The organism is Microbacterium sp. 10L49 (assembly GCF_056395125.1).
Genome location: NZ_JBFTIW010000003.1, coordinates 834781 through 852216 on the forward strand (window position 1 = coordinate 834781; position 17436 = coordinate 852216).

Genomic DNA, 17436 nt, shown 5'->3' on the forward strand with positions numbered 1-17436 from the left:
AGCGGAGAGATGACTGCACAGCCGAACTATGTCGTCACCACCGGCGACTTCATTGCGGAGTGGATGGAGACCGAGGGGATCAACGCGGCAGAACTGTCGCGTCGGCTGGGGGTGAGTCGCAAGCATGTGAGTGAGCTGCTGCACGGCAAGGCGCCGTTGTCGCACAGCCTCGCGCTCGCGCTCGAGCGCGTCACCGGTGTGCCCGCGCGCATCTGGAACCAGTACGAGAGCGGATACCGGGAAGACCTCGCGCGTCTGCAGGAGGTCGCCGACCTGGAGCGTCAGTATGCCGCCGCGAAGGCGTTCCCGCTGCCGTACCTGCGCAAGTGGTCGTACATCACCGCCGGATCGCGCGACCAGGCCGAGACCGTACGGCAGCTGCTTGCCATTCTCGGCGTCGCGAGCCTGGACGCGTACGAGGTCACATGGCGTGAAGGAGTCGTCGCTTATCGCAGGTCGGCGATCGCACGGGATCACAGTGAAGCTCTGGTCACCTGGCTCGCCCTCGCCGAACGCCACCACGACGGCCTGCACGACGTCCCCGAGTTCGACCGCGACGGGCTGGAGACTTTGATCCCCGAGCTGCGCCGATCCACCCGTGAGGATCCGACGAACGCGATCGAGGCGGCGATCGCGGCGTTGCGTGCGATTGGCGTCGTGCTGTGCCTGATCCCGGGCGTGCCAGGCCTCGGGATCCACGGCGCGACGCGCTGGGTCAACGGGCATCCGGTCATCCAGCTCTCCCTGCTTTGGAAGAGCGATGATCAGCTCTGGTTCACCCTGTTCCACGAGCTCGGGCACGTGATGCTCCACGGTGACCGCGAGCTTTACCTCGACGGCGAGGGCACTGCGGCGGAGCAGGAGGCGGATGCGTTCGCGTCCGAGGTGCTGATCCCGGCCGCCGAGGAGATTCGGCTTCCGCATCGCCGAGACCTTGTCGCGATCCGCGCGCTCGCAGACGAATGGGACATCGCGCCGAGCATCGTGCTCGGTCGCGCTCAGCACCTCACACATGACTACGCCTGGGGTCACGAGCTGAAGACACGGGTCGATTTCGAGCCTTTGCAGAATGATGCAGGAGCGAAAGAGTGAGTCCACGCGCTGACCGTACGAAGGAGCACCACATGGCCGACAAGAAGGCTAAGACCACGAGGGAAGCCCCGTCGATCGAGCTGCCCGACGACTTCCAGGATCGGGTGTTCGCCGCGATCGCGGTCCAGCGCCCAGCGGTGACCGCCTATATCAAGGAGATCCGGCGGAAGCGTCCGAACGCCACTCCCGCCGAGGTCATGAAAGTCATCGAGTCGCAGTATGTCGCGACGACGACAACAGCCAGTGCGGCGATTGGGGCCTCGGCTTCGATCCCGGCGGTGGGCGTTCCGGTCGCTATTGGCTTGGGCGTCGGTGACCTGCTGTTCTTCTACGAGACGACTGCGCTGTTCGCCCTGTGTATGGCGGAGCTTCGCGGTATTCCGATCGATGATCCGGAGCGCGCCAAAGCCCTCGTTCTGGGTGCGCTGCTCGGTGAGAAGCGCAAGAGCAAGATCGCGCCCATGATCCTGGCGGCGCTACCCGCAGGGGCGAACCTCGCTGGTGCCAAGATGGCGGTCGGTGCTGCGGCGAAGGGCGCTATTCCCAAGTGGGGGGATCTGCTCGCCGAGCAGATCCCCGACGCCGCGCTCGTGCCGGTGACGATCGTGCTGGCGCGGAAGGCCATCGCACAGGGTGCCGTGATGGGAACGGTCAAGATCAGCTCGAAGGCGATCCCGGTGATCGGTGCCGTCGCCGGCGGTGCCACGAGCTTCTACTTCGGTAGCAGCGTCGTCAAGTCCTGCCGCGACGGATTCGCGGCACCCGTGGAGACGTGGCCCGAATGGCTTGAGCTCACCGATGCGGACGGCGATGGCGTCCCCGACCCGTCCAAAGCAGTGCTCGCCATGCGCGCTGCATCGGAGTCGGCGAAGGAGTTCGGTGAGAACGCATGGGAGCGGATCGTGGATGCGACCGAGGTGTTCCGCAGCGTCGACATCGACGGGGACGGGATCCCGGATGCCCCGGCGGCACTCACCGCGGTGAAGGGCGCAGCGTCAGCGGTCGGTGACGCAGCGGGAGGCGCGGCCCGTGCGGTCGGGTCCGCCGTTTCCGGCACAGTCTCCGCGGTCACGGGCGTCTTCAAGCGCCGCAAGAATGCCGAGGCTGAGCTGGAGACGTCGACTTCGGAACTGCCTACCGAGGAGGAGCATCATGACCGGGTTCGCGGAAGCTGACTGGGAGGACCAAGCCCTCGAGCTGCTGTCGCAGCCACTCGACTGGCGGCCTCGTCGCGGCGAGGAGATCGCACCCGGCAGCGGCGAACGGGACGCCTGGGACGAACTGCTGATCCGGCCGCGCCTGCTGGACGCACTCCGCCGACTCAACCCGTCAGTCCCAGTCCCGTACCTTCAGCAGGCGGTCGGGGAGATCGCAACGCCCACGTCGCAGGACGCGATCACCGAGAACTACCGGATCCACACCTATCTCGTCAGCGGCTACCCGCTGAGCTACATCGACGGTGACGGCGTCGAGCAGAACCTGAGGCTTCGTCTGCTCTCCACGGATCCGTCCGACAACGACTGGCTCGCCGTGAACCAGGTCACGATCCGGCAGGGCGACTTCCACCGTCGGTTCGACATCGTGCTGTTCGTGAACGGCATGCCGCTCAGCATCATCGAGCTGAAGCGCGCGGGTGCGGCAGGGGTCGGCGCGGCCGCCGCGCACGCGCAGCTGCAGACGTACCTGCGGGAGTTTCCCACGGCGTTCCGCTTCTGCGTCTTCACGCTCGCGAGCGACGGCCTCGACGGGCAATACGGCACCCCGTTCACACCGTTCCACCACTTCGCCCCGTGGAACGTCGACGACGACGGCAAGCCCCTCGAACAGCCGCGCATCGAGTACGGCGAAGACGTGCAGCCGATCGACGACGCACTCACCGGCCTGTACAACCAGGAGCGGTTCCTGCAGCTCGTCCGCAACTTCACGGCGTTCGATGAGGGACCTGACGGCCTCGCGAAGCGCATCGCGAAACCGCACCAGTATTTCGCCGTCACCAAGGCTGTCGGCAGAACCGTGCAGGCGGTGAAGTCGAACGGCAAGGCCGGTGTCGTCTGGCACACCCAGGGATCCGGCAAGTCGATGGAGATGGAGCTCTACGCCAACCTGGTCTCGCGGCGTGCCGAGCTCAAGAACCCGACGATCGTCGTGGTCACCGACCGCAACGAGCTCGACGGGCAACTGTTCGGCACATTCGACCGGAGTCTTCTCCTCGCGGAGAAGCCGGTTCAGATCCGCGAGCGTGCACAGCTTCGCGACCAACTGCGCAACCGCGTGACAGGCGGCATCTACTTCACGACGCTGCAGAAGTTCGGCCTGACCGATGCGGAGAAGGCAGCGAGGAACCAGCATCCTCTCCTCACGGATCGACGCAACGTCATCCTCGTCGTCGACGAGGCGCACCGCAGCCACTACGACAACCTGGACGGGTACGCGCGGCACCTGCGCGACGCTCTGCCCAACGCCACGCTGATCGCGTTCACCGGCACTCCGATCTCGTTCGCCGAGCGCAACACCCAGGACGTGTTCGGCGACTACATCGACATCTACGACCTGACCCGTGCGGTCGACGACGGCGCGACGGTCCCCGTCTTCTTCGAGCCACGACTCATCAAGGTCGCTCTCGCCGAGGACGTGAGCGAAGAGGATATCGACCGCGCCGCCGACGAGTACACCGTTGGCCTCGACGACACCGAGCGCGCCCAGCTCGAGGCCTCCGTCGCCGTCGTCAACGCCGTCTACGGTGCGCCCGAGCGCATCGAGAAGCTCGCGAACGATCTGGTGACGCACTGGGAGGACCGGCGCGCCCGCATGCTCCCGTTCATCGAGTCGCCGGGTAAGGCGTTCATTGTGGGGAGCACGCGCGAGATCTGCGCGCGGCTGTACGACGCGATCGTCAGGCTGCGGCCGGACTGGCACTCCGACGCCCTGGACGCGGGCAAGATCAAGGTCGTCTATTCGGGCAGCGCGACCGACCAGCCGCCCGTGAGCAACCACGTGCGCCGCGACTCCGGTAACGCGGCGATCAAGAAGCGGCTGAAGGATCCTGACGACGAGCTCGAACTCGTGATCGTCAAGGACATGATGCTCACGGGGTTCGACGCCCCGCCGCTGCACACTCTGTACCTCGATCGTCCGCTCAAGGGTGCCCTGCTGATGCAGACCCTGGCGCGCGTCAACCGCACTTTCCGCGGTAAGCAGGACGGACTGTTGGTCGCATATGCCCCGCTGGCCGAGAACCTCGCCAAGGCGCTCGCCGAGTACACGCCCAACGACCAGGAGAACCGCCCGATCGGCCGGGACGTCGATGAGAAGGCGCGCGAGATCGCGGACGAGCTGATCGTGATGATCCGCGACATGCTCGCAGGCTGCGATTGGCGGGCGGTCGTGGCCAAGGGCGGCCCGCGCGCCTGGCGCACGGCGGCGACCATGGCGACGAACTACCTGCGTGATCCTGCGAATCCGCTCAACGCCCCGGATCTCGGATCCGAAACGCTCAAGGCGCGTTTCCGTGCGGCCAGCGGTGCGCTGGCCCGCGCCTGGGCGCTGTCAGCCGGGCAGGACAGTCTCGCCGACCTGCGGCAGGAGATCGGGTTCTACGAAGAAGTGCGCGTTTGGATGGCGAAGTTCGACGCCGCCGAACGCCAGGCGCGGGACGAGCCGATCCCCGACGACATCCAGCGGCTGCTCGGCAAGCTCGTCGCGGAGGCGATCGCGCCGGGAGACGTGCTCGACATCTATGACGCTGCCGGCCTACCGCGCCTGTCGCTCGGTGACCTCGGGCCGGAGTTCCTGGCCAAGGCCCAGGCCGCGCCCAACCCGCATCTCGCGATCGAAGCGCTGCGCAAGTCCCTCGTCGATGCCGGAGCGGCCGCGACCCGGGGCAACCTGGTGCGCCAGCGCGCGTTCTCCGAGCGCATCGCGGAGATCATGAAGCGTTATACGAACCAGCAGCTCACGGCCGCCGAAGTGATCGCCGAACTCGTGGCGCTGGCCAAGGACGTCGCCGCCGAAGCGTCGCGCGGGCAGCACTTCTCTCCGCCGCTTTCACAGGACGAGCTGGCCTTCTACGACGCCGTCGCGCAGAACGACTCGGCCGTCACGATCCAGGGGGAGGACGTGCTGGCCCAGATCGCGCGGGAGCTCGTCGCCGTGATGCGCCGCGATGTCCGCACGGATTGGACGGTGCGCGACGATGTGCGGGCGAAGCTGCGCTCCTCGATCAAGCGGCTGCTCGTGAAGTACAAGTACCCGCCGGACAAGCAGCCCGAGGCCATCAAGCTCGTCATGGACCAGATGGAGTCGATGGCGCCGCGTTATGCGGAGGATCGGGAAATGGGGTGTTGAGCGAGAGTTGGTCTGCCTGCACATGATCGGATCCACGGTTGACGCGCTGCTCGTGCGATTCTAATCTATCTATTAGATAGCTATAGAAGAGAGGGGTTGAGCATGGCGATGGTCGAAGTTCGCGTCCATGTACCTGTCGACCGTGAGACCGAGTTCTATCGCTGGTTTGCGGACTGGCGAGACGGCGCTGCGTCTGCGGGAGACATCGGAAATGAGGGAGCAACGGAGGCGACGCTCCAGCCGGCGATTTCCTGGTGGAGGCTGCTGACTCCGAAGGAGTCGGCGATCTGGAGCATGTGGATCGACGCGGCCCCCTCCATGGTGACCGCGGACAGAATCGTGCACGAGCTTGATCTGAAGAGCTCGAGGGAGATCCCCGGTGCTCTCGCGTGGTCGAGCCGAAAGGGAAAGCGGGTCGGATTCACCGTGGACTGGCGATTTCGCAAGGAGGCCACCGGCGAAGCAGTCTACGGCATTGAGGACTCGGCATACGCCGAGATGCTTGCAACGGCCCGTGAGCATGCGTCATCGCCGTCCATCCACCCGAGGATTGCGCTGCAGTCTTCGTCGGCTGACAGGAACTGAAAATGAACTCCTGGGACATGCTGGTCGAGACGCCGGTCTGTGAGGCCGACCTCGATGACCGGGTACGGAAACCTGGCCATGATGGACAGAACCAATGCAGCTACTGCGGGGTTGGCGCGAACCGACCTTGGTATGACGTTCTCGACATCACGGCAGTCCGACATTGGACGACCAACAGCCAAGACATCCCGGGAGGAGGCCACTGGACCTGGTACTGCCCGGAACACCTGGAGAAGCGAAACGGCAATTGGTGGAAGACCAGTCACCTAGCCCCCGCGCGCCTCAAGCCGGCGATCACGCACGTCTGCACACGACGTGCCGAATTCGGCGAACGCTGCGGGGCGGAGGCAGTCGAGCCGTTCGATGGCGTTTGGTTGTGTGAAAGACATGCCGCGGCGGAGCGCGTCGAGCGTCGGGTTCGCGAATTGCTCGGTGACAGTGGCGATCCGCTCGACGAGGGCTAATCCGAGCGGTTTTCAACAGTAGCCCGCCCCTAGACTCCTGCCATGACCCCTCCGCGCTCGGCGTCCGTCGGCCAGGTCGTGGTGCTGCTCGAACGCTGGCCGGATCCGGTTCCGCCCGCCGAGCTCCCGATCCGGGGTGCGATGCGGTCCGGCGCCCGGGCCGTCTTCGTGGTGCTGCTGGTCCTCGCCACGGTGGTGGGGGCGGGCGCGGTCGTCCCGCTCTGGACCATGCCGACTCCGGGTGTCTGGTTCTCCGTGCTCTTCACGGTGTTCGTCGCGGTGCTCGTCGTCGTGCTCTGGCTCGTCTACATCGGTGCGCTGGCCCACAGCGCGTCGAGGGTGCGTGCGCGGACGCGCTGGCGGGCAGCGGCCGGTCGCATCGAGCGGCTCGACGGCACGGTCGTCGCGCGTACCGTGTCGACGATCGAGGACGGCGGCGTGGACCGCTTCGAGCTCGCGGTCGACACGTCGCAGGGCCGGTCGTCCGCGACGTGGGAGCGTCCGACCGCCCGGTCCAGGATGCTCCTGCAGACCCAGGTGCCGGGCGTAGGAGCGAGCGCGCGGGTGTGGCGGATCAGGGAATCCGGAGCCGATGATCCGCTGGTCATCGAGATCCTGGATCCGTCGGTGGTGGCCTCTCCCTCCGCGCAGGAGTGACCGACTCCGCGAGGATCCTGACGCTACGCCGCCTGCGGGCGCATGCCCATCCGGGCCAGCACGACGTCCTCTACGATCTGGATCACGTTGTAGAGCAGGAGCGAGACGACGGTGACCACCACGACCGAGGTCCACAGCGCGGTGAACTGCGCCTGCGGGATGAAGCCGCCGATCGAACCACCGATCCCGCCGCCGACCGCCAGCCATTCGGCCAGCAGTGCGCCGGTGATCGCGCCGGGAACCGAGATGCGCACCGCGGCGAAGAAGGCGGGAAGCGACGCGGGCATCGCCACCTTCCGCAGCTTGGCCCAGGCTCCGCCGCCGTAGACCTCGACGAGGTCGTTCATCTGCGCGGACGCCGACTTCAGGCCGAACGAGATGTTCACCAGCGCCGGGAACAGCACGACGATGCCGCCGATCACGGCGACGGTCCAGAGGTCGCGCCCGAAGATCATGATGATCACCGGAGCCATGGCGATGAGCGGAACGGAGCGCAGCAGCATCGCGACCGGCATGAGCGCGTGCTCGACGCCGCGACTCAGCTGGAAGGCCGCAGCGCCGAGCAGCGCGACGACCAGACCTGCCGCGAATCCGATCGCCGAGTGGCCGAGCGTCACGGCGAGATTGCCGAGGATCAGTTCCCGGTTCGCCGCAGCGGCCGGCACGACGAACAGATACCGCCACACATCCACGGGGCCCTTGGCGATGAGCGGGGACACTCCCGACAGCCAGAGCACACCGACCCAGAGGATGCCGACCGTGAGCAGCGTCAGCAGGAAGGTGAGCAGTCCCCAGCCTGCGGCGGAGAGCACCCGCCTGGTGCGCTCGCGCCGCAGGCGGGCGTCGACGTCGACGATGGATTGCGCGGCGGTGACGGTGATCACGGTCATCATCACGCTGCTCCCTTCGACCAGGGGGTGAGGGATCTCGCGGCCAGACCCACCAGCGCGAACCCGGCGAGGGCGACCGCACCGCTGGCGAGCGCCAGCCCCCACACGACGGCCGCGTCGGAGTTCTGCTGGGCGAGGATCATGGCGAGACCGACGCCGCGCTCGATCTTGCCGAAGAACTCGCCGAGCACGGCGCCGAGGAACGCCGCCGGCACGGCGATCTGCAGCGCGTTCAGCACGGCGGGCAGCGCCGCGATGAAGCGCACCTTGACGAGCTGGGTGAATGCGGATCCGCCGTACACGGTGACGACGTCGAGGCTCGCCCGGTCGGCCGACTTCAACCCCAGCAGGGCGCCCACGACGGTTGTGAAGAACACCGACAATGCGGCGAGGAAGACCGCGGTCCCGCTCGGCTGCCCTGCCGCGGCGGGAGGCCCGATGAGCACCACGGCGAGCATGCCCACGGCGACGATCGGGACGCAGTAGGTCGTGATCGCGAGCTGCATCGCCACGCCCTCCAGCTTCGGGATCACGAGCACGACGGCGGACAGCAGCAGCGCCAGTCCGTTGCCCCACAGGTAGCCGATCCCGGCCTCGGCGAGGGTCGCCGCGAAGTTCTGCTCGTAGTAGGTCCATCCGCTGCGCACGAAGCCGGCCAGCACCTGGGGCGGAGTCGGCACGGTGATCGTGCCCACCGCGCTCCTGCCGAAGGCCGCCGCGACGATCCACCAGAGCGCGAACAGCACCACGGCGCCGATCACGCCGATCGCCCACGGGGGCAGACGTCGCCCGGCAAGCGCGGTACGTGCGTCAGTGGTCATCGGCTGCGGCTCCCCCGACGCCGAAGAGCAGTTCGGATGCCTCGTCGACGTAGGCGTGGAACTCCGGCGTGCGCATCATCTCGGGTGTGCGCGGGCGCGGCAGATCGATCGTCATGACGGCCTTGACGCGCCCCGGACGCGGGCTCATCACGGCCACCTGATCGGAGAGGAAGATCGCCTCGGACACGCCATGGGTGACCAGCAGCGTGGTCGCCGGCTTCTCTGTCCAGATCCGCAGCAGCTCGAGGTTGAGCTTCTGCCGGGTCATGTCGTCGAGTGCACCGAACGGCTCGTCGAACAGCAGCACGTCGGGCTTGAGAATCAACGAGCGTGCGATCGAGACGCGCTGGCGCATGCCGCCGGAGAGCTGGGCCGGCTTCGCCTTCTCGAACCCCGTGAGGCCGACGAGCTCGATGAGCTCCGAGACGTACGCCTTGTCGACGCTCTGCCCGGCGATCTCGAAGGGCAGCCGCACGTTCGACATCACGCTGCGCCACGGCATCAGTGCGGAGTCCTGGAAGGCGATGCCGAGCTTGTGCGCACGGCGCAGCTCGTCGGGGCTGCGTCCGTCGACCCGGGTCGTACCGCTCGTGGGGCGCTCGAGACCGGCGAGGATGCGCAGGATCGTCGACTTCCCGCAGCCGGACGGGCCGAGCAGCGAGAGGAAGGTTCCCTGTGCGGTGTGCAGATCGGTGTCCTGCAGCGCGACGACGCTCTTGCGTCCGCTCGTGAACACCTTGTTCAGGGCTGTGATCTGCAGGCCGGTGCCCAGAGCGACGCTCTGGGCACCGGCCGCGGCCCTGATCGCGGAATCCGACATGGCGGTGGCCGTGTCAGCCCGCGTACTTCACCAACTCGGGGTGGGCCTTGTAGACCTCCTCGAGCAGTGACAGGTCGAAAAGATCCTTGGGGGTCAGAGTGACGCCGGCGCCGGCCAGGCTCTTGATCGTGCTCTTCTGCAGCTCGTCCGAGATGGTGAAGAGCCCGTTCTTCGCGGTCTCGTCGGAGACGACGAGCTTCTCGGCCTGCTCCTTGGCACCGGCGATCGAGTTCGTCAGATCCAGCTTGAGGTCCTTGCCGTAGTTCTCGACGGCCAGCTTCGCGCCGGCTTCCGGATCCTTGACCGCGTCGGTCCAGCCCTTGATCTCGGCCACCAGGAACGACTTCAGCCGCTCGCGATGCTTCGCGATCATGTCGTCGGTGGTCGTGACGGTCTCGGCCACGAAGGGGAGCCCGTTGTCGGCGAACGGCAGGTTGGTGGTCTCGACGCCCTTGGCCTTGACCGTGATCGCCTCATTGGTGAGATAGGCGATGAAACCGTCGACGTCGCCGTTGAGCAGGGGCGCCGGGTCGTACTGCACGGGAACGATCGTGACGTCCTTGTCCGTGAGACCGTTGGCGGCGAGCAGTGCCTTGAACAGCGCGGTGTTCGAGTCCTGGACGCCGATCTTCTTGCCCTTGAGGTCGGCGGGCGTGGCGATGTCGCCCTTGCTCTTCAGCGACAGCACCGTGAACGGGTTCTTCTGGTAGGTGGTGCCGATGATCTTCAGCGGCGCCCCCTCGCTCGCCACGACGGATCCGATCGAGACCGCATCGGAGAGAGCGATGTCGGTCTTGCCCGACAGCAGCTCGGCGGCGCCCGTGGACGGACCGGGGGTGAGCGTGACGGTGAGGCCGGCGTCCTTGTAGTAGCCCTTCGAATCCGCGAAGAACTCGCCGGAGAACTCCTCGTTCTTGATCCAGCTGAGCTGGACGTTGAGCTTTCCGCCGTCGGATGCGCCCTCGGTGGGGGTCTGGGCCGCCGAGCCGCCGCTCGAGCAGGCGCTCAGTGCGATCGCGGTGACGGCCGCGGCGGCGAGTGCCGCCAGCGAGCGCCGGAGCGAGGAGTGAGATGTCATGTGCGGGTCTCCTGCCGGTGAAGCTCTTCGGGTGTGCGTCGCGCCGGCGATCCGGCGCGAGCAGTTCCCTCACGGTACGGACGTCATGTTTCGGCCAGACGCACGGTTGGTTGCCCCGCTGTTTCGCGCGCGATCGGGACGGAGCCGCCCCGTCGTCTCGCGGGATAGGAGCGGAATCTGACGAACCCGTGAGGAATCCTCGCCCGGCCGCGGGCGTTCTGCGAGGGTGGGACGGAGGTTGCGTCACCCCCACCGCACCGCGATCGGAAGGCTCCTGATGACCGACGAATACGACCTGATCGTGCTGGGCGGCGGCCCGGTGGGAGAGAACGTGGCCGACCGCGCCGTGCAGGGCGGGCTCACCGCCGTGATCGTGGAGAGCGAGCTGGTCGGCGGCGAATGCTCGTACTGGGCGTGCATGCCGTCGAAGGCGCTGCTGCGCTCGCCGCAGGCGCTGCGCGCGGCACAGCACGTCGGCGGCGCGGCGGAAGCGGTGACCGGCCGCCTCGACGTGCGCGCGGTGCTCGACCGGCGCGACTCGTTCACGAGCCACTGGCAGGACGACGGCCAGGTTGTCTGGCTCGATTCCGCCGGGATCGACCTCGTGCGCGGGCACGGACGCCTGAGCGGTGAACGCAAGGTCGCCGTCACCCAGCCCGACGGCAGTGTGCGCACCCTCACCGCTCGGCACGCGGTGGTCATCAGCACCGGATCCGATGCCGCGATCCCCCCGATCCCGGGGCTGCACGAGGCGAACCCGTGGACCAGCCGCGAGGCCACGAGCGCCGAGGAGATCCCCGCGTCGCTCGTCGTGATCGGCGGCGGCGTGGTCGCCGTCGAGATGGCCACCGCCTACGCCTCGCTCGGTGCTGAGGTCACCGTGCTCGCCCGCAGCGGACTGCTCGGATCCGTCGAGCCGTTCGCCGGCGAGCTCGTCACCGAGGGGCTGCGCGCGCTCGGTGTCGACGTGCGCACGGGCGTCGTCACGAAGAGCGTCTCGCGCGACGCCGACGGGGTCACCGTCACGACGGACGGCGGCGACGTGCGTGCCGCGGAGATCCTCGTCGCGACGGGCCGCACGCCCCGCAGCGGCGACATCGGGCTCGAGACGGTGGGGCTCGCCGCGGGCCGGTATATCCGCACCGACGACACGCTGCAGGTGCCCGGCGTGGACTGGCTCTACGCCGTCGGCGACGTGAACGGCCGCGTGCTGCTCACGCACCAGGGCAAGTACCAGGCCCGCGCCGCGGGCGACGTCATCGCCGCCCGCGCGAAGGGCGAGCCGGTCGACGACGACCGCTGGGGCCGGCACGTCGCGACGGCGGACCACACGGCCGTGCCGCAGGTCGTCTTCGGCGAGCCCGAGGTCGCGGCCGTGGGCGTCACCGCTGCGGCCGCCCGCGAGGCGGGCCACCGCGTGCGCGAGGTCCAGGTCGAGTTCTCCTCCGTCGCCGGCGCTTCGCTGCACGCCGACGGCTACAAGGGCCGCGCGCACATGGTCGTGGACGAGGACCGGCAGGTGCTGCTCGGCGTGACCCTGGTCGGATCCGATGTCGCGGAGCTCATCCACGCCGCCACGATCGCGGTCGTCGGCGAGGTCCCGCTGGCCCGGCTCTGGCACGCGGTGCCGTCGTATCCGACCATGAGCGAGGTGTGGCTGCGGCTGCTCGAGGCCTACGGGCGGCAGACCGCCTGAGGGCTGCCCCGTCCCCGTGGTGCGGCCGGTCTTTCTGGTTTCAGAGCGCGCAAATGGCTCCATTCGGGCCCCGGATCCAGCCATTTGCGCGCTTTGAAAACATGTATGGTCCGGTCGGAGCGGGAATCCCGGCGGATGTCGGTCTGTTTCCGATGTGGCGGGCGTTCTTCATGGATGTCGGAGGCTTGGCCTACTGTCGGAAGGGCGCGCCGTGGCGCACACCGGGCAGGCGCACGCGGACGCACGTGTCTCATCGATCTGAACAGGACGGACGAGCATGCAAGCAGTATTCGAAGGACGAGTCGTCGCGAACGCCGATGACGCCGATGTGGTGCTCATCGAGGGCAACAGGTACTTCCCGCCGACGGCCGTCACCGAGGGCGTGCTGCAGGAGAGCCCCACGCCGTACACCTGTCCGTGGAAGGGCGAGTGCCAGTACTACTCGCTCCGCGTGAACGAGCAGGACCACAAGGATCTGGCGTGGGCGTATCCGCACCCCTACCCGACGGCCATCGAACGGGTCGGCGTCGACTTCTCCGGCTACGTCGCGTTCGACCGCAAGGTCGAGATCCGCGCGGGCGACGTGCCCCAGGAGGGGGCGCTCCCCTGAGGGGCGGGACCGCGATGATCGAATTCCGCTCCGTCACGAAGACGTTCCCGGACGGCACCCGCGCCGTCGACGACTTCAGCCTGGTCATCCCCGCCCGGCAGACGACCGTGCTGGTCGGCTCGTCGGGATCCGGCAAGACCACACTGCTGCGCATGATCAACCGCATGGTCGAGCCCAGCTCGGGCGCCGTCGAGATCGACGGCGAGAGCGTGCTCGAGGGCGACCCCGTCGCCCTGCGTCGCCGCATCGGCTACGTGATGCAGAACTCTGGACTCCTGCCGCACTTCAGCGTGATCGACAACGTCGCGACGGTGCTGCGCTTGAACGGCGTCGCCCGGCGTGAGGCGCACGTCCGCGCGCGCGAGCTGCTCGACACGGTCGGCCTCGACCAGGCGCTCGCCGACCGCTATCCCAGCCAGCTCTCCGGTGGACAGCAGCAGCGCGTCGGCGTGGCCCGCGGGCTCGCCGCGGATCCGAACATCCTGCTGATGGACGAGCCGTTCGGCGCCGTCGACCCGATCGTGCGCACCGAGCTGCAGCAGGAGCTGCTGCGTCTGCAGCGCGAGCTGGGCAAGACCGTGGTGTTCGTCACGCACGACATCGACGAGGCGCTGCTGCTCGGCGACCGGATCGTGATCCTCGGCAAGAGCGCCCGCATCGTGCAGCAGGGCACGCCGGACGAGATCCTCGCCGCTCCCGCCGACGACTTCGTGGCCGCGTTCATCGGCGCCGACCGCGGACGCCGCGCGCTGCACCTGCGGGAGACCCCGCACGGCACCGTGGTCGTCGACGCCGACGGGCGCGCCCAGGGGACGCTCGTGCAGTCGCCCGCCGACCTCCTCGATGCGCATCCGCCGCAGGCGGCGGACGAGGTCGGCTGACATGACCTGGATCATCGACAACCTCGGGCTCATCGCGAGCCTCGCCGCCGTGCATCTGCAGCAGAGCCTGATCGCTCTCGTGCTCGGGGTCGTCGTCTCGGTGCCGCTGGGGTGGATCGCCTGGCGGTACCGGCTGGTGCGCGGCCCCGTGATCGTGCTCACCGGCCTGCTCTACACGATCCCCTCCCTCGCGCTGCTCATCCTGCTGCCGGCGCTGCTCGGCTACTCCGCCATCAGCCCCACCAACCTCGTCGTGGCGCTGACCATCTACAACGTGGCGATCCTCGTGCGCGCAGTCGCCGACGGGCTCGACTCGGTCGATGCCGATGTGCGTCGCGCCGCGATCGCCATGGGCTACGGATCCGGACGCCGGTTCTGGACCGTCGACATGCCGCTCGCCGGACCGGTGATCCTCGCCGGCGTGCGCGTCGCCGCCGTCTCGACGATCGCCCTCGCCACGGTCGGCATCCTGGTCGGCGTGCAGAACCTCGGCTACCTCTTCACGAATGGACTCGACCGCCGCCTCATCGAGGAGGTGTTCGCCGGAGTGATCGCGGTGATCCTGCTCGCGCTCGTGATCGACGCCCTGCTGGTCGTGCTCGGCCGCGTGCTGATGCCGTGGCAGCGCAGCACCCGGCGACGTACGCGCAGCGGCCGGCCCGCCGTCGTGACCGGAGGTGCCGCATGAACCTCTTCGGCGATGCGATCCGGTGGCTGCTCGACCCCGAGCAGTGGACCGGCTCCTATGCGCTGCCGGTGCTGCTCGGCCAGCACCTGCTCTACACGGTCGTGTCGGTGCTCGTCGCGAGCCTGATCGCCGTGCCGGCCGGCTGGGTGATCGGGCACACCGGCCGTGGACGCGAGGTCGCCGTGGCGATCTCGGGCGCCGCGCGTGCGATCCCCTCGTTCGGACTGCTGATCCTGCTCGTGCTGCTGTTCGGCGTGCTGCAGGTGCCGGCGGCCGCGCTGGTGACGCTCGTGCTGCTCGCGATCCCGTCGCTGCTCGCCGGTGCGTACACCGGGATCGAGGCGATCGAGCCCCGGGTGATCGACGCGGCGAAGGCGATGGGGATGACGCCGTGGCAGGTTTTCTGGAAGGTCGAGTTCCCGCTCGGTCTGCCCCTGCTGGTCGGCGGCCTGCGCGCGGCGACGCTGCAGGTGATCGCGACCGTGACGATCGCGGCCTGGGTGAACCTCGGCGGCCTCGGCTACCCGATCATCCAGGGCATCCCTCTCGGCCGCTTCGACCAGGTGCTCGCGGGGGCCCTCCTCGTCGCGGCGCTCGCCCTGATCGCCGACCTGCTGTTCGCGATCGCGCAGCGCGCCGCCGTCCCGGCCGGTGTGCGTGCGGCCGGCGGTCGCTCCGAAGCCGAACCCCACGCCCGCGGGCGCTCCCTGAGCCTGTCGAAGGCCGCCGCACGCACCTGACCTGCACCGACTCCCCCACCGAAGAGAGGCACACCATGTTCACCGCTCGCATCACCCGCATCGCCGCTGCCGCGACGGTCGCGGCCGCCGTCGCGCTCGCGCTCAGCGCCTGCAGCTCCAGCAACCCGCTCGACAAGCCCACCGCGACCGGCGGATCCGGCTCCTCCGACACGGTCGTGATTGGATCCCAGGCCTATTACTCGAACGAGATCATCGCGGAGATCTACGCGCAGGCCCTCGAGAAGGACGGCGTGAAGGTCGATCGCAAGTTCAACATCGGCCAGCGCGACGCCTACATGCCCGACGTCAAGTCCGGCGCGATCAACCTGTTCCCCGAGTACACCGGCAATCTGCTCGAGTACCTGGGCGGCAAGGCCGACACGAACAGCCCCGACGACGTGTACGCCGCGCTGAAGAAGGCCCTGCCGTCGGGCCTCACCGTGCTCGACTACGCGAAGGCCGCCGATCAGGACACCTACACGGTGACCAAGGCGAACGCCGATAAGTACAGCCTCGAATCGATCGCCGACCTCTCGAAGGTGCCCGCGCCCGTCACGGTGGGCGCCGCGCCCGAGTTCGAGAAGCGCCCGTACGGCCCCGCAGCCGCGAAGACCCTGTACGGCGTCGACCTGGCGTTCTCGGCCACCGGCCAGACCACGCTCGAGGCGCTGAAGGCCGGCACCGTGCAGGTCGCCGACATCTACTCCGCCGACCCGGCGTTCGCCAGCGGTGACCTGGTCGCGCTGAAGGATCCGAAGAACCTCATCCTTCCGTCGAACGTCGTGCCGATCGTGAGCGCGAACGTCGCCGACAAGGTGTCGAAGGCGATCAACGCGGTGAGCGCGAAGCTCTCGACCGAGGAGCTCGTCAAGCTCAACGTGCAGAGCACGGCCGACAAGAAGCAGCCGGTCGACATCGCCAAGGCCTGGCTCAAGGAGCAGGGCCTGAGCTGAGGCTCGAACCAGTGACAGGCGGCGGCCCCAGGATCCGATCCCGGGGCCGCCGCCTGTCACTGGTCCAGCGGTGCCAGCCGTGCCAGCGGTGCCAGCGGTGCGAGCCGTGCCAGCCGTGCCAACCGTGACACTCGCTCGCGAATCACGCCCCCGCCGTGCCTGCGGTTCCCGCCGCGTACAGTGACGGACGTGAGCGCTCCCAGCCTGGACCATCTGCGCACGTTCGTGACCGTGCATCGCACCGGTTCGCTCACACGCGCCGCGCACCTGCTGGGCCTGTCTCAGGCGACGGTCTCGGCCCACGTGCAGGCGGTGGAGGCGGTCGTCGGCTTCCCCGTCTTCGACCGCGGCCGCAGCGGCGTGACGACGACGCCGAAGGGGCTCGAGCTGGCGCGACGCGTGGCCGGACACGTCGACGCGATCGAGGACGCCGTGCTGCTGCCGGATCGCGAGGGCGGCACCGCGCGGGCCGTGCACGTGGGCGGCGCCGCCGAGATCCTGTCGCTGAAGGTCGTGCCGAGGCTCCCCGAGCTGATCGCGGCCGCGAACGCGCCGATCCGGCTCACCTTCGGCTTGGCGCAGGAGCTGCTGGACGCGCTCGTCGGCGGAGCGCTCGACCTCGTGGTCAGCGCTGTGCCGCCGCAGCGCGAGGGGATCACCGCCGTCCCGTTCTACGACGAGGAGTTCGTCCTCGTGGCCGCACCGATCTGGGCGGGCCGCGATCCGGACGAGGTCCCCGTCGTGGCCTACGCGGAGAACCTGCCCATCGTGCGCCGGTACTGGCGCAGCGTCTTCGGCCGTCCGCCCTCCCGGCTGCAGGTCGTGGCGGTCATCCCCGACCTCCGCGGGATCCGGGATGCGGTGAGGGCCGGCGTCGGGATGTCGGTCCTGCCGATGTACATGGTGGCCGACGATCTGCGCACCGGGGCTCTGATCGCCCTCGACGAGCCCGAGATCCCTCCGCTGAACACGCTCTACCTGGCGACGCGCAGCGGGGGTGCGGAACGGTTCCCGGCGATCGGCGCCACCGCGACGGCCCTGCGCCGGATCATCGGCTGAGAGATCTTCGGAAACCCGATGGCTGCGTTCGATTCCTCGATGACACCGGGATCCGCCG

17 protein-coding genes are annotated in these 17436 nt (G+C 68.4%); 13 read left to right on the top strand and 4 right to left on the bottom strand.

Features of this window, described 5'->3' with window-relative positions:
- Positions 1-9: 9 nt before the first annotated feature.
- The 6 genes from AC1DCT_RS11710 (at position 10) to AC1DCT_RS11735 (ending at position 7142) form a co-directional block, all read left to right on the top strand.
- Positions 10-1092 carry an ImmA/IrrE family metallo-endopeptidase gene (locus AC1DCT_RS11710; protein ID WP_477429332.1) on the top strand — a complete coding sequence of 361 codons (1083 nt, stop codon included), beginning with the start codon at positions 10-12 and terminating at the stop codon, positions 1090-1092.
- Positions 1093-1124: 32 nt separating this feature from the next.
- Positions 1125-2267 (top strand): hypothetical protein, encoded by a 1143-nt coding sequence (locus AC1DCT_RS11715; protein ID WP_477429334.1) that lies wholly within the window; start codon positions 1125-1127, stop codon positions 2265-2267.
- Positions 2245-5436 carry a type I restriction endonuclease subunit R gene (locus AC1DCT_RS11720; RefSeq protein WP_477429336.1) on the top strand — a complete coding sequence of 1064 codons (3192 nt, stop codon included), beginning with the start codon at positions 2245-2247 and terminating at the stop codon, positions 5434-5436. The genes AC1DCT_RS11715 and AC1DCT_RS11720 overlap by 23 nt, the downstream gene beginning before the upstream one ends.
- 102 nt (positions 5437-5538) lie before the next feature.
- Positions 5539-6021, top strand: a complete 483-nt coding sequence (locus AC1DCT_RS11725; RefSeq protein ID WP_477429338.1) for a hypothetical protein — start codon at positions 5539-5541, stop codon at positions 6019-6021.
- A 2-nt stretch (positions 6022-6023) separates the two neighbouring features.
- Entirely contained in the window at positions 6024-6485 is a 462-nt protein-coding gene (locus AC1DCT_RS11730; protein ID WP_477429340.1) for a hypothetical protein, read from the top strand.
- A 42-nt stretch (positions 6486-6527) separates the two neighbouring features.
- Positions 6528-7142 (top strand): hypothetical protein, encoded by a 615-nt coding sequence (locus AC1DCT_RS11735; RefSeq protein WP_477429341.1) that lies wholly within the window; start codon positions 6528-6530, stop codon positions 7140-7142.
- Positions 7143-7165: 23 nt separating this feature from the next.
- On the opposite strand, the gene AC1DCT_RS11740 is transcribed toward AC1DCT_RS11735, so the two are convergent.
- Genes AC1DCT_RS11740 through AC1DCT_RS11755 form a run of 4 tightly spaced genes read right to left on the bottom strand, consistent with a single transcriptional unit; the run spans position 7166 to position 10751 of the window.
- Positions 7166-8035, bottom strand: coding sequence for an ABC transporter permease (locus AC1DCT_RS11740; RefSeq protein WP_477429343.1), 870 nt, complete (start codon positions 8033-8035; stop codon positions 7166-7168).
- Positions 8035-8853 carry an ABC transporter permease gene (locus AC1DCT_RS11745; protein WP_477429345.1) on the bottom strand — a complete coding sequence of 273 codons (819 nt, stop codon included), beginning with the start codon at positions 8851-8853 and terminating at the stop codon, positions 8035-8037. The genes AC1DCT_RS11740 and AC1DCT_RS11745 overlap by 1 nt, the downstream gene beginning before the upstream one ends.
- On the bottom strand, positions 8843-9673 hold the full coding sequence (locus AC1DCT_RS11750) for an ABC transporter ATP-binding protein (RefSeq protein ID WP_440732851.1): 831 nt from the start codon (positions 9671-9673) through the stop codon (positions 8843-8845). Before AC1DCT_RS11750 ends, AC1DCT_RS11745 begins: the two co-directional genes overlap by 11 nt.
- A gap of 13 nt (positions 9674-9686) precedes the next feature.
- The gene (locus AC1DCT_RS11755; RefSeq protein ID WP_440732852.1) at positions 9687-10751 is read right to left on the bottom strand and encodes an ABC transporter substrate-binding protein; all 1065 of its coding nucleotides are present in this window, start codon (positions 10749-10751) and stop codon (positions 9687-9689) included.
- 277 nt (positions 10752-11028) lie between these two features.
- Between AC1DCT_RS11755 and AC1DCT_RS11760 the strand changes: the two genes are divergently transcribed.
- The 7 genes from AC1DCT_RS11760 (at position 11029) to AC1DCT_RS11790 (ending at position 17378) form a co-directional block, all read left to right on the top strand.
- Positions 11029-12447: a dihydrolipoyl dehydrogenase family protein gene (locus AC1DCT_RS11760; protein ID WP_477429347.1), complete on the top strand. Its 1419-nt coding sequence runs from the start codon at positions 11029-11031 to the stop codon at positions 12445-12447.
- Positions 12448-12724: 277 nt separating this feature from the next.
- On the top strand, positions 12725-13057 hold the full coding sequence (locus AC1DCT_RS11765) for a DUF427 domain-containing protein (protein WP_440732854.1): 333 nt from the start codon (positions 12725-12727) through the stop codon (positions 13055-13057).
- 14 nt (positions 13058-13071) lie between these two features.
- Positions 13072-13938: an ABC transporter ATP-binding protein gene (locus AC1DCT_RS11770; RefSeq protein ID WP_441976605.1), complete on the top strand. Its 867-nt coding sequence runs from the start codon at positions 13072-13074 to the stop codon at positions 13936-13938.
- 1 nt (position 13939) lies between these two features.
- On the top strand, positions 13940-14626 hold the full coding sequence (locus tag AC1DCT_RS11775) for an ABC transporter permease (protein ID WP_477429349.1): 687 nt from the start codon (positions 13940-13942) through the stop codon (positions 14624-14626).
- Positions 14623-15366 (top strand): ABC transporter permease, encoded by a 744-nt coding sequence (locus tag AC1DCT_RS11780; protein ID WP_477229913.1) that lies wholly within the window; start codon positions 14623-14625, stop codon positions 15364-15366. The genes AC1DCT_RS11775 and AC1DCT_RS11780 overlap by 4 nt, the downstream gene beginning before the upstream one ends.
- A 35-nt stretch (positions 15367-15401) precedes the next feature.
- A complete protein-coding gene (locus tag AC1DCT_RS11785) occupies positions 15402-16319 on the top strand; it encodes an ABC transporter substrate-binding protein (protein ID WP_477429351.1) in 918 nt (305 codons plus the stop codon).
- 189 nt (positions 16320-16508) lie between these two features.
- A complete protein-coding gene (locus tag AC1DCT_RS11790; RefSeq protein ID WP_477429353.1) occupies positions 16509-17378 on the top strand; it encodes a LysR family transcriptional regulator in 870 nt (289 codons plus the stop codon).
- Positions 17379-17436 lie beyond the last annotated feature (58 nt).

What these genes read in the sequence shown, in the direction of transcription:
- AC1DCT_RS11710 (WP_477429332.1), top strand. Translation starts at nt 10, where the DNA reads ATGACTGCACAGCCGAACTATGTCGTCACCACCGGCGACTTCATTGCG.
- AC1DCT_RS11715 (WP_477429334.1), top strand. Translation starts at nt 1,125, where the DNA reads ATGGCCGACAAGAAGGCTAAGACCACGAGGGAAGCCCCGTCGATCGAG.
- AC1DCT_RS11720 (WP_477429336.1), top strand. Translation starts at nt 2,245, where the DNA reads ATGACCGGGTTCGCGGAAGCTGACTGGGAGGACCAAGCCCTCGAGCTG.
- AC1DCT_RS11725 (WP_477429338.1), top strand. Translation starts at nt 5,539, where the DNA reads ATGGCGATGGTCGAAGTTCGCGTCCATGTACCTGTCGACCGTGAGACC.
- AC1DCT_RS11730 (WP_477429340.1), top strand. Translation starts at nt 6,024, where the DNA reads ATGAACTCCTGGGACATGCTGGTCGAGACGCCGGTCTGTGAGGCCGAC.
- AC1DCT_RS11735 (WP_477429341.1), top strand. Translation starts at nt 6,528, where the DNA reads ATGACCCCTCCGCGCTCGGCGTCCGTCGGCCAGGTCGTGGTGCTGCTC.
- AC1DCT_RS11740 (WP_477429343.1), bottom strand. Translation starts at nt 8,035, where the DNA reads ATGATGACCGTGATCACCGTCACCGCCGCGCAATCCATCGTCGACGTC.
- AC1DCT_RS11745 (WP_477429345.1), bottom strand. Translation starts at nt 8,853, where the DNA reads ATGACCACTGACGCACGTACCGCGCTTGCCGGGCGACGTCTGCCCCCG.
- AC1DCT_RS11750 (WP_440732851.1), bottom strand. Translation starts at nt 9,673, where the DNA reads ATGTCGGATTCCGCGATCAGGGCCGCGGCCGGTGCCCAGAGCGTCGCT.
- AC1DCT_RS11755 (WP_440732852.1), bottom strand. Translation starts at nt 10,751, where the DNA reads ATGACATCTCACTCCTCGCTCCGGCGCTCGCTGGCGGCACTCGCCGCC.
- AC1DCT_RS11760 (WP_477429347.1), top strand. Translation starts at nt 11,029, where the DNA reads ATGACCGACGAATACGACCTGATCGTGCTGGGCGGCGGCCCGGTGGGA.
- AC1DCT_RS11765 (WP_440732854.1), top strand. Translation starts at nt 12,725, where the DNA reads ATGCAAGCAGTATTCGAAGGACGAGTCGTCGCGAACGCCGATGACGCC.
- AC1DCT_RS11770 (WP_441976605.1), top strand. Translation starts at nt 13,072, where the DNA reads ATGATCGAATTCCGCTCCGTCACGAAGACGTTCCCGGACGGCACCCGC.
- AC1DCT_RS11775 (WP_477429349.1), top strand. Translation starts at nt 13,940, where the DNA reads ATGACCTGGATCATCGACAACCTCGGGCTCATCGCGAGCCTCGCCGCC.
- AC1DCT_RS11780 (WP_477229913.1), top strand. Translation starts at nt 14,623, where the DNA reads ATGAACCTCTTCGGCGATGCGATCCGGTGGCTGCTCGACCCCGAGCAG.
- AC1DCT_RS11785 (WP_477429351.1), top strand. Translation starts at nt 15,402, where the DNA reads ATGTTCACCGCTCGCATCACCCGCATCGCCGCTGCCGCGACGGTCGCG.